The 17112-nt window shown below is 36.7% G+C and carries 12 protein-coding genes and 2 tRNA genes; 7 read left to right on the forward strand and 7 right to left on the reverse strand.

All coding sequences use genetic code 11. From position 1 onward, the window contains the following. Positions 1–7: 7 nt before the first annotated feature. The 4 genes from gmd (at position 8) to CZ225_RS13790 (ending at position 5155) form a co-directional block, all read left to right on the forward strand. A complete protein-coding gene (gene gmd / locus CZ225_RS13775) occupies positions 8–1078 on the forward strand; it encodes a GDP-mannose 4,6-dehydratase (protein ID WP_077154477.1) in 1071 nt (356 codons plus the stop codon). Between the two features lie 11 nt (positions 1079–1089). Continuing rightward, complete coding sequence (locus CZ225_RS13780) at positions 1090–2160, forward strand: GDP-L-fucose synthase family protein (protein ID WP_077154478.1); 1071 nt, start codon at positions 1090–1092, stop codon at positions 2158–2160. A 183-nt stretch (positions 2161–2343) separates the two neighbouring features. Then, positions 2344–4002, forward strand: coding sequence for an AMP-binding protein (locus CZ225_RS13785; RefSeq protein WP_077154479.1), 1659 nt, complete (start codon positions 2344–2346; stop codon positions 4000–4002). A 4-nt stretch (positions 4003–4006) separates the two neighbouring features. After that, entirely contained in the window at positions 4007–5155 is a 1149-nt protein-coding gene (locus tag CZ225_RS13790) for an LA_2272 family surface repeat-containing protein (RefSeq protein WP_077154480.1), read from the forward strand. Positions 5156–5351: 196 nt separating this feature from the next. Here CZ225_RS13790 and CZ225_RS13795 read toward each other — a convergent pair whose 3' ends face one another. The 3 genes from CZ225_RS13795 to CZ225_RS13805 form a co-directional block, all read right to left on the reverse strand. Continuing rightward, positions 5352–7346 carry a fructose-bisphosphatase class III gene (locus CZ225_RS13795; protein ID WP_025076294.1) on the reverse strand — a complete coding sequence of 665 codons (1995 nt, stop codon included), beginning with the start codon at positions 7344–7346 and terminating at the stop codon, positions 5352–5354. Between the two features lie 52 nt (positions 7347–7398). Further along, positions 7399–9063 carry a putative transporter gene (locus CZ225_RS13800; protein ID WP_077154481.1) on the reverse strand — a complete coding sequence of 555 codons (1665 nt, stop codon included), beginning with the start codon at positions 9061–9063 and terminating at the stop codon, positions 7399–7401. Positions 9064–9203: 140 nt separating this feature from the next. Beyond that, entirely contained in the window at positions 9204–9650 is a 447-nt protein-coding gene (locus tag CZ225_RS13805; protein ID WP_077154482.1) for a hypothetical protein, read from the reverse strand. Positions 9651–10285: 635 nt separating this feature from the next. Between CZ225_RS13805 and CZ225_RS13810 the strand changes: the two genes are divergently transcribed. Continuing rightward, positions 10286–10372: transfer RNA gene (locus CZ225_RS13810), tRNA-Ser, on the forward strand. Positions 10373–10437: 65 nt separating this feature from the next. Further along, positions 10438–10509 (forward strand) — tRNA-Glu (locus CZ225_RS13815). A 306-nt stretch (positions 10510–10815) separates the two neighbouring features. Here the strand turns inward: CZ225_RS13815 and CZ225_RS13820 are convergent. Then, positions 10816–11553, reverse strand: a complete 738-nt coding sequence (locus CZ225_RS13820) for a DUF3845 domain-containing protein (RefSeq protein WP_077155832.1) — start codon at positions 11551–11553, stop codon at positions 10816–10818. Positions 11554–11654: 101 nt separating this feature from the next. Here CZ225_RS13820 and CZ225_RS13825 point away from each other — a divergent pair, with 101 nt between their 5' ends. Next, positions 11655–12239: a Crp/Fnr family transcriptional regulator gene (locus CZ225_RS13825; RefSeq protein ID WP_077154483.1), complete on the forward strand. Its 585-nt coding sequence runs from the start codon at positions 11655–11657 to the stop codon at positions 12237–12239. A gap of 27 nt (positions 12240–12266) precedes the next feature. Here CZ225_RS13825 and CZ225_RS13830 read toward each other — a convergent pair whose 3' ends face one another. The 3 genes from CZ225_RS13830 to CZ225_RS13840 form a co-directional block, all read right to left on the reverse strand. Then, entirely contained in the window at positions 12267–13169 is a 903-nt protein-coding gene (locus tag CZ225_RS13830; RefSeq protein WP_077154484.1) for a helix-turn-helix domain-containing protein, read from the reverse strand. 179 nt (positions 13170–13348) lie between these two features. Further along, a complete protein-coding gene (locus CZ225_RS13835) occupies positions 13349–15091 on the reverse strand; it encodes a bifunctional metallophosphatase/5'-nucleotidase (RefSeq protein ID WP_077154485.1) in 1743 nt (580 codons plus the stop codon). Next, positions 15088–17025, reverse strand: coding sequence for a sensor histidine kinase (locus CZ225_RS13840; protein WP_077154486.1), 1938 nt, complete (start codon positions 17023–17025; stop codon positions 15088–15090). The genes CZ225_RS13835 and CZ225_RS13840 overlap by 4 nt, the downstream gene beginning before the upstream one ends. Positions 17026–17112: the final 87 nt, after the last annotated feature.

The following is a 17112-nucleotide window of genomic DNA, read 5'->3' on the forward strand; positions in this document are numbered from 1 at the left end:
ATAGTGTATGAAAACAGCCCTTATATCAGGCATTACCGGACAAGACGGTTCCTACCTTGCTGAGTTTCTTTTGCAAAAAGGTTATGAAGTTCATGGCATTCTTCGCCGTTCTTCTTCATTCAATACTGGTCGTATAGAACATTTATATTTTGACGAATGGGTACGTGACATGAAACAGAAACGTACAATTAATTTACATTATGGTGATATGACTGATTCCAGTTCTCTTATCCGTATCATCCAACAAGTACAACCAGATGAGATATACAATCTTGCAGCCCAAAGTCATGTAAAAGTATCATTCGATGTTCCCGAATATACAGCAGAAGCTGATGCTATTGGCACATTACGTATGCTCGAAGCAGTACGTATTCTGGGATTAGAAAAGAAAACTCGTATTTATCAAGCTTCTACCTCCGAATTATTTGGTAAAGTACAGGAAATTCCACAAAAAGAAACAACCCCCTTCTATCCACGTAGTCCATATGGAGTAGCAAAACAATACGGCTTCTGGATAACTAAGAATTATCGTGAAAGTTATGGGATGTTTGCTGTTAATGGTATATTATTCAATCACGAAAGTGAACGTCGTGGAGAAACATTCGTAACACGTAAAATCACATTGGCAGCTGCACGTATAGCACAAGGAGAGCAGGACAAATTATATTTAGGCAATCTGGATGCACGACGTGACTGGGGATATGCTAAAGATTATGTTGAATGCATGTGGTTAATTCTCCAACATGATGCCCCGGAAGATTTTGTAATTGCTACAGGAGAAATGCATACGGTACGTGAATTTGCAACCCTTGCTTTCAAAGAAGTGGGAATCGAACTCCGATGGGAAGGTAAAGGTACTGATGAAAAAGGCATTGACATTGCCACAGGAAATATATTAGTTGAAATTGATCCTAAGTATTTCCGCCCTGCAGAAGTGGAACAATTATTGGGTGATCCAACAAAAGCCAGAACATTGTTAGGTTGGAATCCACGTAAAACATCATTCGAGGAATTGGTAAGCATCATGACTCGTCACGATATGGAAAAAGTGAGACGCATGATTGTCACCAAACATTAACACGACTTTATATGGAAAAGAATGCAAAAATATATGTAGCAGGACACTGCGGTCTGGTAGGTTCTGCTATTTGGAAAAATTTGCAAGACAAAGGATACACAAATCTTGTTGGCTGTACTCACAAAGAACTTGATCTTTTGGACGGTATTGCTGTCCGTCAATTTTTCGACAAAGAAAAACCAGAATATGTATTTCTTGCTGCCGCCTTCGTAGGTGGTATAATGGCAAATAGTATATATCGTGCCGACTTTATTTACAAGAACCTGCAAATCCAGCAAAACATAATCGGGGAAAGTTTCCGACACAACGTAAAAAAGCTTCTATTTCTTGGTAGCACATGTATATATCCTCGTGACGCCGAGCAACCAATGAAAGAAGAGGTTTTACTGACATCTCCATTAGAATATACCAATGAACCTTATGCAATAGCCAAAATAGCAGGATTGAAAATGTGTGAAAGTTTTAACTTGCAATATGGTACAAATTATATTGCAGTTATGCCAACCAATCTGTATGGTCCAAATGATAACTTTGATTTAGAACGTAGCCATGTACTTCCTGCCATGATTCGCAAAATTCATCTGGCACATTGCCTGAAAGAATGTAATTGGGAGGCTGTTCGTAAAGACTTGAATCTACGACCTGTAGAAGGAATCAATGGTAATAGTTCAAAAGAAGAGATTCTTGCTGTTCTCCGCAAATATGGTATTAATGAAATGGAAGTCACACTATGGGGTACAGGTACTCCTTTGCGTGAATTCCTTTGGAGTGAAGAAATGGCCGACGCCAGTGTATTTGTCATGGAACATGTGGATTTCAAAAACACTTATAAAGAAGGTGATAAAGACATCCGCAACTGCCATATCAACATTGGAACCGGAAAAGAGATCTCGATCCGCCAATTAGCCGAACGAATTGTTGAAACAGTTGGTTATAATGGAAAATTAACCTTTGACAGCAGTAAACCAGATGGTACAATGCGCAAGCTAACCGACCCGTCTAAACTCCATGCTTTAGGGTGGCATCACAAAATTGAAATAGAAGAAGGTATACAGAAAATGTATGAATGGTACCTGCAATAAAAGAACAAAGAAAGATGAAGATTTGGATTTAGCTGTTATTACACAACCATTCTTCATCTTTCTTTTTATAAACATCCCTTACTACCAAAGATTCTTCTTCCCCAAAAAATCTTCACTCATAATGCTTCATTCTCAATTTAATTATTATATTTGCACAATTTAATACCAAATGTGCAAAAAACAATGGAACAAAGTTTTATAGCTTACATTGAGAATAGTATAAAAAACAATTGGGACTTGGATGCCTTGACTGATTACAAGGGAGCCACCCTACAGTATAAAGACGTAGCTCGCAAAATCGAAAAACTCCATATTATTTTTGAAGAAAGTGGAATCCGCAAAGGAGATAAAATAGCTGTTTGCGGAAGAAATAGTTCTCATTGGGGGGTTACTTTTCTGGCTACATTAACCTATGGAGCGGTTATCGTCCCCATTCTCCATGAATTTAAAGCAGATAATGTACACAACATCGTCAATCACTCCGAAGCTAAGTTATTATTTGTTGGAGATATGGTCTGGGAGAATCTGAATGAATCAGCGATGCCACTATTAGAAGGTATCTTGATGATGAACGATTTTACTTTATTAGTTTCACGTAGCGAACGCCTGACACATGCTCGAGAACATCTAAATGAATTGTTCGGCAAGAAATATCCAAAGAATTTCAGAACAGAACATATTAAATACCATAAAGATCAACCAGAAGAATTGGCAGTTATCAATTATACTTCTGGTACAACCAGCTACTCAAAAGGTGTTATGCTCCCCTATCGTAGTCTATGGTCAAATACAAAGTTTGCTTTTGAAGCATTGCCGCTACAAGCCGGCGATAAAATTGTATCTATGTTACCAATGGCACATATGTATGGTTTGGCCTTTGAATTCTTATATGAATTCGCTGTGGGATGCCAGATTTATTTCCTTACCCGTATGCCTAGCCCCAAAATCATTTTTCAAGCTTTTGCAGAAGTAAAGCCAAGACTAATTGTTGCTGTTCCTCTGATTATCGAAAAAATTATCAAGAAAAATGTACTTCCAAAATTGGAAACTCCTGCTATGAAGTTATTACTAAAAGTACCTTTTATCAATGATAAAATCAAAGCAACTGTCCGCGAAGAGATGATCAAAGGGTTCGGAGGAAACTTTGCTGCTGTAATTGTAGGTGGTGCAGCTTTCAATCAGGAAGTGGAACAATTTTTGAGAATGATCGACTTTCCTTATACTGTAGGTTATGGAATGACAGAATGTGGTCCGATTATATGTTACGAAGATTGGACCAAGTTCAAACCAGGCTCTTGTGGAAAAGCAGCGCAACGTATGGACGTACAAGTACTCTCTTCTGATCCTGAAAATATTGTAGGTGAAATAGTATGTAAAGGTCCTAATGTAATGTTAGGCTACTATAAAAATGAAGAAGCAACTCGCCAAGTAATAGACAAAGATGGTTGGTTACATACAGGTGACCTCGCCTTAATGGATGCCGAAGGTAATGTTACAATCAAAGGACGCAGCAAAAACATGTTACTCAGTGCTAGTGGACAAAACATCTATCCTGAAGAGATTGAAGATAAACTTAACAATCTGCCCTATGTAGCTGAAAGTATTATCGTCCAGCAAAATGAGAAATTAGTAGGCTTAGTTTATCCGGATTTTGATGAAGCATTTGCCAATGGTTTAAAAAATGAAGATATCGAACGAGTAATGGAAGAGAATCGACTTGTGTTAAACGAAACACTACCTGCTTACAGTCAGATATTTAAAATGAAAATATATCCTGAAGAATTTGAAAAGACTCCTAAGAAGAGCATCAAACGTTACTTATATCAGGAAGCTAAAGGATAAAAATATGGAAATCAAAAAAGCAATATGTACGGCAGCTATTTTAATGGCTGCCGTTTGTTTACAAGCACAGAATAAGTGTGCAGGTATTAATCTGTCTGTTTGGAAAGGTATTAGTACCCAATCTCTAGATAGTACTCAAACTAGCTATGTAAATCTAGGTTTCCTATCGACTATAAACCGTCTTAATGGTATAGGAATAAATGTCTTAGGAGGGGTGACTCGTAAAGAGATGAATGGAATGCAAATTTCCGGACTAGCTAACATAGTGGGTGGCAGTATGCAAGGACTTCAATTATCTGGTATTAGTAATATCAGTGGAAACAATCTGGCAGGTCTCTCTGCTTCTGGTTTGGTCAATATCACAGGCAATGGTGCTAAAGGTATAATTATTTCAGGTCTCACAAGTATTGGAGGAGATAATACAACAGGAATAATGATGAGCGGATTTATGAATGTTACAGGAGAAACAGCTTCAGGACTACAACTTTCCGGACTGGCAAACATAACCGGAGAAGATCTCAGTGGTATGATGGCTTCCGGACTCCTAAACGTAACGGGTAAAAACATGAATGGAATACAAATTGCAGGTATTGCTAATATAACTGCTAATTCATTAAATGGAATGCAAATTGGATTATGTAACTATGCAACCCAAGTCCATGGAGTCCAACTTGGCTTAATTAACTATTATCAAAAAACAATAAAAGGCTTCCAACTTGGATTGGTAAATATGAATCCTGAAACAAAAGTCCAAATGCTAATATATGGCGGAAATACGACACTTGGAAATATAGGAGTACGCTTCAAGAATAAGTTATTCTATACTATATTAGGACTTGGAACATACAATCTAAATTTGGATGATAAGATCTCAGCTAGTGCTTCTTATCGTGCCGGTCTATCATTGCCTGTTACCCAAAAACTATCAATCAGTGGAGATTTGGGATACGAACATATAGAAACATTTAAGAATAAAAATGAAGTAATCTCTAAACGCCTCTACGCTTTACAAACACGCATTAATGTAGAATATCAAATCACTGAGAAACTTGGAGTCTTTGCAACCGGAGGATATGGATGGACTCGTTATTACAATAAATCCCACAACTTTGACAAAAACACGATTGTAGAAGTTGGACTTATCCTTTTCTAGAGTCTCATCTCACGACCTTTAGTATAAAATATAGAAAAAAAATATATCATCCGTGCTAAACGGGAAATGAAATTAACCCTGGTCCATGCAGTGCTGGATATGAAATTAAAGTTTATCCTCATGAAAAAATAAAAGCAAAACCTAGTCTAATTAAACAGGATATATCTATAATAATAAATATATCCTTAATATAACCTCAAACCTTTTCTTTAATTAAACCGATTCGATAAGCTACAAGTAACTTCTTCAAATCCTGAATCTGTGTTATAAGTTCCTTTCCCTTATCTGTATCTTTCACCATCATTCGCTGGGAATTAAACTCAAGAACAAAGTTCGTAGATTTAATATCAAGTGCCTCTTCAATTGCTTTTTGCCTTGACTCAAACGGTTCATGTTGCACTAACTGTAGGCCATGAGAGTGATATACAAGAGTATATCCGGCTATTCCAGTTTCAGGCTGATAAGCTTTCGAGAACCCACCATCAATAACAAATAGTTTTCCATTGGCTTTCATTGGTTGTTCCCCCTGAGTAGTCTTTACAGGTACATGACCATTAATAATATGAGAATGAGGTCCTAAAGCTCCAAATTCAGACAAAATCTTATTGCAAATATCCTCCTGATTACGCAATGTATAATAGTACCCTTTTTTCTCTTTATGTAATTCCTTATCTTCTAGAAAATAACGTTCAAAAGTAGCCATTTTGTCCTTGTCGAACAAAGGAGCATCAGGACCACACCACATATACCATATATAATCCATAGCAAAAGCTTTATCATCCTCACCTTCTTCATCAAAGTAAGCAGTACGGATTAATTGGTCAGCTTTATCCAGCAATTTACGTCCCCAATATTCTTTACCACGTATTTTAACATGTTTAAAACTACCATCTTCATTTAAAGGAACAGATGCATGATACAAAAGATTGGAATTACATACTAAATACATACCGCCATATGTAAATAAACAACGCATATGTTTCTTCAATTTCTCACTATTCATAAACGAGTAGTGAATTTTATCTACCAACTCACGTTCTTCCTCAGTCAAGCGATAAGGATCAGTAGGATCGATAGTTGGAAAATTCGTATCACGTAAAGCATATTCTTTTCCTTCATATACAAAAACTCCTCGTTCAAAATCTATCTTATCTAACAATTTTCGATTTCCCATACCGAACTCCGGGCGACGATCGATAATTGCAGCTTCTAATTTAAATTGAATAATAGTGATAGCCTTATGCATCTGAGTAATCAAACGCAAAGTTTTCTCATTATAATGAGCATCTGCATAATTCATTTTCGGCATAAAAATAGCACATGGATCATCGGCATAAGTATCCATAGCAAAAGTAGCCAACGGAAGAAGATTAATTCCGTAACCATCTTCAAGAGTAGACAAATTGCCATAACGCATTGACATACGGATCACATTTGCTATGCAACTATCATTACCCGAAGCAGCTCCCATCCACAATATATCGTGATTTCCCCACTGAATATCAAAATTATGATAATTACACAACGTATCCATAATAATATGCGCCCCTGGTCCACGATCATAGATATCCCCCACAATATGCAAAGAATCAATAGTCAGACGTTGAATCAGATTACACATAGCAATAATAAAAGCGTCTGCACGTTTCGTGGAGATAATCGTGCTAATGATCACATTGATATACGCATGTTTATTCGGTTCAATAGAAGATTCATGCAACAATTCCTGAATTATATAAGAAAAATCTGCTGGCAATGACTTACGCACCTTTGAACGAGTATATTTGGAAGAAACATTCTGACAGACTTTCACCAATTGATTCAAAGTTATCAAATACCAATCATCCAGATCCTTCTCACAAGCTTTCACCAACTGAAGTTTTTCTTCCGGATAATAGATTAATGTACAAATTTCCTTCTTTTCCGATTCACGCAAAGTATTGCCAAAAATCTCATTAACCTTGCGCTTCACCGCTCCGGAAGCATTCTTTAAAACATGTTGGAAAGCTTCATATTCACCATGTATATCCGTCAAGAAATGTTCTGTACCTTTAGGAAGATTCAATATAGCCTCCAGATTGATAACCTCCGTACTTGCGTCCGCAATTGTAGGGAAACTACGGGAAAGTAGTTGTAAATAGCGTAAATCAGCCACAATACTCTCAGGAGTTATATTACTTTGAGCAGTCATTCTATTTTAGAGTTTTATAATTTACAATTATCATATTTTCAACACTTATTTCTCAACCAAGCAAGAACATTAAAAGGACTTGAGCAATAATGACTCTTAAAAACATACATAATGGATACACCGTTGCATATGCTACCGAAGGATTATCTCCGGGTATCGTATCATTTGCATAGTTTAGTGCCATCGGATTAGCCATACTACCACACAACATGCCAGACACCGTACCGAAATCAATCTTCATCATTTTAAAAGCAACAAACCCTATTATTACAGTCGGAATAATTGTCAGACCAGCCCCTAAAGCAATCCATAACAATCCTTCCGGACGGAATACAGTATCAAAGAAATGTGCTCCCGCATCCAATCCAAGACAAGCCAGATACATAGAAAGCCCCAATGCACGTAACATTAAATTAGCACTTCGTGTGGTATAAGTTATCATATGTATCCGAGGTCCGAAAGTACCTAAAAGAATACCTACAATGATCGGTCCTCCTGCCAATCCCAACTTCACGGGAGTACTGATTCCCGGAATAGAAAAAGGAATAGCTCCTAACGCCAACCCAAGTACAATACCAATAAATACTACGACCAGATTAGGCTCTTTCAAGCTCTTTATAGCATTTCCTAATACTTTTTCCACATTTTGAATTGCTGCCGCCTCGCCTACTACCGTTAAACGATCACCCAATTGAAGCACCAGCTCTGGTGTTGCAAGCAGTTGCACACCTGAACGATAAACACGACTAATATTAATACCATAGTGATTCCTTAGCCGGAGCGAGCCCAGTTTTTTCCCATTTAATTCAGGGCGTGTCACCACAATACGCTGTGAAATCAATTCACTGTCAATCGCATTCCAATCAATGTCCTCTTTGTTCCAATCCGTATTTTCCTGTTCTCCAAAAAGTACAGTCAAAGCTAAAGCATCTTTTTCCGAAGTAACGACAAGCAAACGATCCCCTTCTTTCAATACTTTCTCTGAAGTAGGAATGCTGACATGTCCATCTCGCCACAAACGAGAAATAACAAACTTAGGATAACTCATATGGGCTATATCTTTAATACTTTTATTAAAAATAGCAGGATTATGTACTTGAAACGCTGCAATATAAGTTTTGTTCGCATCATCCTTCTCTTTTACTTCCAAATCTTCCTTACGAACAAGAACTTTACGGATTAATAACACAGCAAGAATCACACCAACAACTCCCAACGGATAAGCTACTGCACATCCTAAAGCAGGAGTACTACTATCCATTCCCATTTGCTTCAATGTCTGTTGTGCAGCTCCAAGTGCAGGAGTATTTGTTGTTGCACCACAAAGAATACCTATCATATCAGGAAGTGATATACCTGTTGTATAACTCGCAAGTACAGTCAGCAAAGTTCCTAATAAAACAACTCCTAATGCCAACATATTCAGCGTTATCCCTCCTTTTCGGAATGAACTGAAAAAACCGGGCCCCACCTGAAGTCCCAAAGAATAAACGAAAATAACTAATCCAAAACTTTCTGCATAATTTAACATTTGAGGATCAACAGAAAGTCCGAGATGTCCTGCCAAAATACCCATAAAAAAAACAAAAGTGACCCCTAGAGAAACTCCCCAGAAATGCACCCTTCCCATACCTAGGCCAATGGCAGAAATCAATGAAAGTACGACAACTGCCTGTAAAGCAGAATGTTCAATAAACAGAGTATATAACCAATCCATGCGTTAAACGTACTAATAGGGCGCAAAGATAAAAACTATTTAGTCCCATTCAAAACTTTTAAGCTTTCATTTCACGTCCCTATTGTACCCCCAATACATATAGTTCATCCTGGCTAAATATCCTATTTTATCTGATTAATCTATCTCTTACCCTGATATTCTACAAAATTATTTCGTCCATCCAAATAACCACTCAGTCTATTTCCTCCAATATAAATATCATCTAAGAAAGAAACATCACTTGGTCCATAATTCATACGAATAGAAGTTTGTGCATTGTTTGCCCAGTTCCAACGGAAACAATATTCAAAAGTCTCTACATATCCATCTGGATATTCCACTCGAATATAATCTACTCCTGTACGATCCCTATAAAAATCCAGTTCCTGACAACAGTAATTACCATCTACATCTTGATAAAAACTCACCCAAGTACGACTAGTTAGATCAATAGTACGATTATAATAATTATTTCCAATGTTGTCATCATCATAAAAAGTATCGATTTCTATTTCACATGAAGTCAAATTAACCATTAATACAGCTATTAAAGCCAGCTTCAAGTATTTCAATAAGTTCGTTTTCATATTCCTTTATTTTTCTAGTTGTTCCTAACTTTTGTCTTTCTTGATGGAACAAAAGTAAAAAATGAAAATTCCTTTTGAAATTGAAATCTCCTACTTGTTAGGAGGAATTCACCTATCCGATTAGGTAAATTCCCCTTCTTCTTACTTTTAACTTTTCAAATAACTAAATGAATCAGAGTTCTTCACGCTACAGATATGTGAAAAATATTATATATAGAAAAAACATGCACCTTTAAAAACTTAATAAAAATAGAATAATACGCTTTATACATAATTAATGTTACAAATCAAGTCTTTCTGACCTATATTATTTGCAAAATCCATAAAATTCAGTATATTTGCAATGTGTTTTTCATAGTATTAGATTTAAGGTTAACAAAAAAGATTGGCTGTCTGGGATAGATAGCCTTTTTTTATGCTCTTTCTTCAAAGAAATTATTAAATTTTCTTTTCCTCTCTTCTCTATCATAAAATCATCAAAGACAATCAAAAAAAAATCATTCGTTTAACATTTGAAACATAGCAGTTTAACTCATTTCTTAAAAATTAGGTAAAAAAAATATTGCTAAAAGATTTGCGTAGTCCAAAAGTTCCCCCTATATTTGCACCGCATTTGAGAGAGAATGCAGGTTCAAGGAAGTTTGGGTGAGTGGCTGAAACCACCAGTTTGCTAAACTGACGTACGGGTAACTGTACCGGGGGTTCGAATCCCCCAGCTTCCGCTAAATCTCAAAAATAAAAAAGAGCTAAGTTTTATGGACTTGGCTCTTTTTAAATCTTAAAAATTGGTGGGTTCGTCTAACGGTTAGGACACATGCCTCTCACGCATGTAATACGAGTTCGATTCTCGTACCCACTACTATTAATAGGAGGTGAATTCAAAATCATCTCCTTTTTTATTCATTTTAATTGTAGCCTATATAACGGGCCAACAGTCCATGGCCACTTGGTGGGGCATTAGAACAAGTCTACGCACATGGTTCACACTGGACAATGAGTATAGGAAGTAAATATGAAACACTAGATAAGTTAAACTTGGCAATAATGCCTGGCATTACCTTCTTTGATCCTTCGCAGACCAGCCATAGACTATTCATGGAGTAAACATGATATGATAATCATTTTTCACTAGGAGTTCATTGTGCCTATGGATTTTAAATTAAAACTAAATAGCCTGTTTCTGTTCATATACCTCAAAGAATGATTCCTTATCAATTCTCAAACGAATCCTATCCTCCCGCTTCTGCCCAGCCAAGTTAATAAACATATTAAAATATAACTGACTAAAAGACAAATCTGAACGATCATAACTTATATCAAAAGTACAAGTTCTGCGAAACGAATCAAAAGTTCCCAATTTCATACCTCCCTTACACATGAACACTTCAACCGGAAAAGAAGATGGTGGATACGGTTGAAACAAACTAGCCAGTTGAGTATACACATAATCTATCATCCATTCGTTTCCCGATAAAGTTAACTCCCCCTTCAAACGAAGTTTAACCGCATATCGGGTCGTTACATCCGGAGAGGTATATATAGGAATTTGACTTATCTCCGAATAATTGCCGTTCTTATAACCGAGGCTCATAGTTAATTTCGATTTTCCAACACCATTAAAGCCGACAACATCTTCGTCAGCCAACTGGTTCTTCAAATCAACCATAAATGTCAATTTACCCAATGTCGGATTATTCGGATATTGCGCAACAGTATCTAACACATAATCTTCGTCATTATAACTCCGGATAAGAGGAACTTGCCCCTCTTCCACTATCAAAGCCGGACCTCCTGTTTCAATATCCACGTTATTTACCGGGTAATAGATAGCATCATTATCTTTAGCACAACCATACAAACATAGCAGTAATACTGCCATTCCTATTATTTTTTTCATTTCCATAGATATCTTTATTTCAAAAACAAAGATACATCTTTTTTGTTCCATACCTGATTTATGTCAATCGTTTTTAGTATTTTTGCACACAACAAGACGGAAAAGACATGGATACATTATTAAGAGAAACAGTAGATGCCGTTGTAAACTCCCGTTTCCCAGAAATGACTCTCGAAGGACGTCGGCAGATAGAAAAGATATTAATTCGCAAAGAATACCCTAAAGGAGTTATAGCACTCAAAGAAGGAGTAATAGCCAACGAAATTGTATTTGTTGGCAAAGGAATGCTTAGACAATATTATTATAAAAATGGAAAAGACGTCACTGAACATTTCTCCTATGAAGGTTGCATATTGATGTGTATCGAAAGTTTCCTGAAGCGGGTTCCTACCCGATTAATGGTCGAAACGTTAGAGCCTGTTGTCATATATTTATTTCCTTATGATGAAATACAGAAATTAACACAAGAAAACTGGGAAATCAACATGTTCTATCGGAAAATATTAGAATACTCCCTGATTGTATCACAGATAAAAGCTGATTCATGGCGCTTCGAAACAGCACGCGAGCGATACAATCTCTTGCTTGAAAGGCATCCTGAAATAATCAAACGGGCTCCATTAGCAAATATAGCCTCTTATTTATTAATGACACCGGAGACATTGAGTCGCGTGCGCTCAGGAGTATTGTAACAGAATTATAAAAACGATCGTCCTTATTTATCTATTCTTACGATATTCCTTAGGAGATACTCCCACATAATGTTTAAAATATTTTCCAAAAAAAGATTGGTTGGCAAAGTTTAACCGATCAGCTATCTCCTGTATGTTCATACTTGTTGAATTCAAAAGAGCTTTCGCCTCCAATATCACAAACTCGTCAATCCACTCTCCCACCGTCTTACCACTAATCTCCTTCACCACCCCCGAAAGATGTTTAGGTGTCAAGCACAATTGATCAGCATAGAATTTTACACTTCGTTCAGACTGATACGATTGAGCCAGAGACTCATAAAATTGTTCAAAGATATGCTCTTTACGACTTTTATTAGACACTGCAGTTGATACAACCGGAGCATGATTACGAAAAATATTATAAAGTTCATAAAAGAAACTCTGCATCAACCCAACTACTACTTCCTTACGATAAGCATCTTCTTTATTTTTCAATCGTTTACGGATAAATGAATGATACTCTAAAACCAAATCTTGTTCACTAGGAGTGAGATCAAGGCATGGATAATCTTTCAAATAAAAAAAGAGTGAGAGTACATTCCCCATTTTAGGCAATCCTTCCAACAAATTCTTAGACATCGCGAAAAATATCCCTTTGAAATCACTACTTACTTCCCGATTTTCAATAATCTGGCTAGGTAATGCCACCACCATCCTACCAGGAACCAGTTCGTAATCACGAAAATTTATATTAAAATTAGTACTTCCTCCCAAACAAAGACCTACACTCAATACTTCCAATTTACTTGGACCATCAAACAAAGATATTATACTCTCTGTATCAAATAGTGCTATATCATTATCTACAACATCAATATTAGCTGGATCTATATGTTTAGAATGAAACACTGAAGAAATACCTATTTTAGGAACACTCTGGATAACCATACACTCTCTTTTTGACGACAAATATACCAGTAGTTATCCAATTTCCAACTTATTCAAAGTCTCAATCTGACAAAAAGAACATTTTTCCCTACTTTTTGACTAGCTACTAACAAAAGAATCATCCAAAGAAAAAAACAAAAAACCGTTCATTTCTTTATTTCCAAGAAGAACACCAATATTTATTTTCCCTTTTTAAAAAGAAAGTCATAATCCCGTTTAGCAGCAGGAACTGTCCATTCCTCAGGAATAAACTTCCATCGATTGAGAGCCTGGGGATTTATTATCCCTTTCTTTTCGATATATTGCATCAAATAAAAGCGAAGATCTTTATCCGTAGAAAATATAATTCGATCTTTCAACTTCTCTTGGGGGATACCTGCTCCTTTAGTCAGCAATTCTCCACCTCCATTACCACGATAAGAATTCAAAGCCACTTTATAAGTCTCATCCATACGGAATGGAGTACCATCTGCCATACTAATAATAGTAATCTTTTCCCCTTTAGGTTTAGTTACGTCCACTGTATAAATAATACCGGATGCAGAATCAAAGTTAAAACTAAAATTTTGCAAAGCCGCTCTATCCACTGCGCCTTCTTTAGATTTCTTCTTAAACCAGAGTAAATGATCATTAGGAGATTTCATCTCGTTCGTCCACAAATAATAAGACTCCTCCAAATAATTCTTAATTTCCTTACCAGATAGAGTCATTACATAGAGCATATTCTCATACTTATACAAATTAAACATATCGCTTACATACACATCTCCTTTATTTATTACTGCATCAAACGAAAGAGGAGCAGTAAAAGAAATATCAGCTCCTGTTATATCAAGCTGTAATCTATGAATCAGGTCTATAAAAGCTGACGGACCAAAGAAAGCGTAATGAGTGGAAATACTCTCTGTAAATATTCCTATTTTCTTGGATACAAAATTCTGTACAGCTTCATACTGAGGAGCAAAATGTTTTATAAAATCTTCACTGACACCGAAATCTTTCGTTTCAGTCAGTACACCCTTAATATCTTTATGCTGAATCTTGCCATCTTTCAACTTCAGAGCTATATCTACATTAGACAATACAACACCGTTACTGGCAGGATCAATAATCAATACCGAGTCCCCTTCTACATTTACTATCTTCTTACATTCTCGTGCATGATCATGCCCCATCAAGACGATATCAAAACCCGGAACATTCTTCGCAACTTGTAAAGATGCATTTTCGTTATATCTCCCCGACATCTTAAATGCCTCCTGACCTGCATGAAACAAGCCAATAACTAAATCCGGATTTTCTTTTTCACGAATGATCTTCATCCACTTACGCGCAGTTTCTTCCATATCATCAAATCTCAATCCACTCCATAAGTTTTCCGAAAGCCACGCTGGTATAGCAGGAGTAATCATTCCCAATATAACAATTTTCACGCTATCACGTTCAAGCACCTTATACGGAGACAGATGAGTTTTTCCGGTAGACGTATCAATGATATTAGCACCCAATACCGGAAAATCACATGTACGAATCCACCGATCAAATACATTACGCCCGGTTTCCACATCATGGTTTCCCATATTCCCGGCATCATATTTCATGTAATTCATCATTTCCGAGCATAAATGAGGAGAAACCGTATCTATATAATTATAGTAGTATGCCGTAGGTTGACCTTGTAATATGTCCCCATTATCTAGTAAAATCAAATTCTCCTTATATTGTTCACGTTCTTTTTGCACAAAAGCATATATTCGCGCCAAACTTCCCTCCCATTCCTGACGAATGATAAAATTATAAGGATAGTAATTACCATGTACATCGCTTGTTTGTACAATTTTTAATTTCACTAGCCTCTCCTGAGCTGCCACTGACAGCACAAAGCTAAGAAGCCAAACAAAAACACATACGTTTTTTTTCATTCTTTCTCTCTATTTAGCGGATGTGAAAATACAAAGCGTGCCCCTCCTGTATAATCAGGGTCAATCCATATATCACCTTTCCATTTATACACAATTAATTTACATATCGACAACCCAAGACCAGTTCCTTGAGCATACTCATTCAACTTTTCAAAGCGTTCAAACACCAGCTTTTGCTTCTCTTTAGGAATACCACATCCAGTATCTGTTACTGAGAAAACAGCCATTTTCTTTTTCTCGTCTATGTAAAAGTCCAGCGTAATCTTTCCATTTCTCGTAAATTTATCTGCGTTCGACATCAGATTAATAATCACCTGTTGAATACGCTGTACATCAGTTTCCATCTGAAAAGTCTCATATCGACTATTAAACAGGAACTGATTATCCGAAGACTGCCGGGAAAAACTTACCGAAGCCACAACTTGCTTACACAACTGCACTATATCACAATACTCCCAAGTCAAAGTTACCCGATTTGCTTCCAAACGGGACAAGTCCAAAATATCATTAATCAAACGCAACAGCAAATCAGAGTTAGACTTAATTATTTTATAATAAGATTGCCGTTCCTCCTCCGTACTATCACCTATTGATAGCACATCCGAGAACCCAACAATCGAATTTAGAGGTGTTCGAATCTCATGACTCATATTGGCAAGGAAAGCACTCTTTAAACGATTAGATTCCTCAGCCCTATCTTTCGCTATCCGCAAATCTTTCTCCGAAGTTAATAATTCGTCTTTCAGACGTTTTGTACGAAAATAATAAAAAAGTGAGATACACAATCCTAACACCAATATAACAAAAGCAGAACCTGCCATCCATATTTGATAAGTATACTGTTGGTAAAAAGTAACAGGCTGATTGACAATCTGTACTTTTAAAGGAAGAATCTTTGGATTCAATCCCAATTCTTTCGTCTTCCGACTGTCCAATACTGCTTTACTTCCAATGACAGTCAAATTTTGCAATGTATCTTCCGGATTATCGTCAATTCTTATACTTGCCACAGCCATATCCCCCCCAACCTTTTTGTAATCCGGCAGAACTCCTCCGATAGCCCAATATCCAAGGGCCACAGAGGAAGGGGTGAAGGTCGGAACTTTTGGTGCAGCCTCCATCATGGCATATGTAGCATTTCTCATAAAATAACCTTCATTCATATCTACTCGCCAGGTTCCTACCATGATCGCCGTATTCTCCGGCAATTGCCGTAATTCTTCAACAACCGTATAAATAGTATGTTGCCGTCCGTCCAAAAGAATTAGGTTTAACTCGGGAAATTTCTTCATCTCTTTACGCACCAACGCCTGCATAGTCACTCCACCATAAGTATTATCCGAGATGAAAACAATATTCTTAGTATTGGGATAAAAAGACTGAATCATCCGAATATTATCAACAATATTATACTGATAAATAAATCCTGATTTCAGTTCTGGAATGTCCAGACTGTCACCGAAAACATCAACAGATTCAGGCAACCAAGTGCTCAAAGAGGAAACTGTATCAGTTGGCAAAATCACTACATTGCTACTAATCAGACTACACATTACAGGTACTTTTATCTGCATAGAGTCACGTTGTGAAAGATATGCAGCCCATGCTTCCTGACCTAAAAGAATAATTTGTGCCGGATGTCTATCTCCCTGGTATTTCGAAAGAATATCAGTCATTAGTCCACTCCATAAAGAAGATTCTGAGAAACTCTTACAGTTCATATTCTCTATGATAATATCGTGTTTTCCTCCCCGTTTTTGGTATTCTTCCATATAATCCGAAATAGTTACAGAAGTTTGTTGTGACGCCGGGTTATAAGAACAGATAATCAGTATCGGATTTTTGTCCTTAGAAACGGCCCGTAAATTAGCGGACTGGAATAGAAACAACACTAATATAATCAGGCATTCTATGTGTCTTACCCAAACTGACATGCTTATATAGTTTTGATGTGCAACCTTGTTATTTTATCCTGCAAATATAATAAAACTTGTTGGCTATAATAGATTTATGTGTATTTT

The organism is Bacteroides bouchesdurhonensis, from assembly GCF_900155865.1.
Classification (GTDB): domain Bacteria; phylum Bacteroidota; class Bacteroidia; order Bacteroidales; family Bacteroidaceae; genus Bacteroides; species Bacteroides bouchesdurhonensis.

Excerpts from the sequence above, each read along its gene's own strand:
- CZ225_RS13795 (WP_025076294.1), bottom strand. The coding sequence starts at position 7,346 with ATGACTGCTCAAAGTAATATAACTCCTGAGAGTATTGTGGCTGATTTA.
- CZ225_RS13790 (WP_077154480.1), top strand. The coding sequence starts at position 4,007 with ATGGAAATCAAAAAAGCAATATGTACGGCAGCTATTTTAATGGCTGCC.
- CZ225_RS13780 (WP_077154478.1), top strand. The coding sequence starts at position 1,090 with ATGGAAAAGAATGCAAAAATATATGTAGCAGGACACTGCGGTCTGGTA.
- CZ225_RS13840 (WP_077154486.1), bottom strand. The coding sequence starts at position 17,025 with ATGTCAGTTTGGGTAAGACACATAGAATGCCTGATTATATTAGTGTTG.
- CZ225_RS13785 (WP_077154479.1), top strand. The coding sequence starts at position 2,344 with ATGGAACAAAGTTTTATAGCTTACATTGAGAATAGTATAAAAAACAAT.
- CZ225_RS13800 (WP_077154481.1), bottom strand. The coding sequence starts at position 9,063 with ATGGATTGGTTATATACTCTGTTTATTGAACATTCTGCTTTACAGGCA.
- CZ225_RS13835 (WP_077154485.1), bottom strand. The coding sequence starts at position 15,091 with ATGAAAAAAAACGTATGTGTTTTTGTTTGGCTTCTTAGCTTTGTGCTG.
- CZ225_RS13825 (WP_077154483.1), top strand. The coding sequence starts at position 11,655 with ATGGATACATTATTAAGAGAAACAGTAGATGCCGTTGTAAACTCCCGT.
- CZ225_RS13830 (WP_077154484.1), bottom strand. The coding sequence starts at position 13,169 with ATGGTTATCCAGAGTGTTCCTAAAATAGGTATTTCTTCAGTGTTTCAT.
- CZ225_RS13820 (WP_077155832.1), bottom strand. The coding sequence starts at position 11,553 with ATGGAAATGAAAAAAATAATAGGAATGGCAGTATTACTGCTATGTTTG.
- CZ225_RS13805 (WP_077154482.1), bottom strand. The coding sequence starts at position 9,650 with ATGAAAACGAACTTATTGAAATACTTGAAGCTGGCTTTAATAGCTGTA.
- gmd (WP_077154477.1), top strand. The coding sequence starts at position 8 with ATGAAAACAGCCCTTATATCAGGCATTACCGGACAAGACGGTTCCTAC.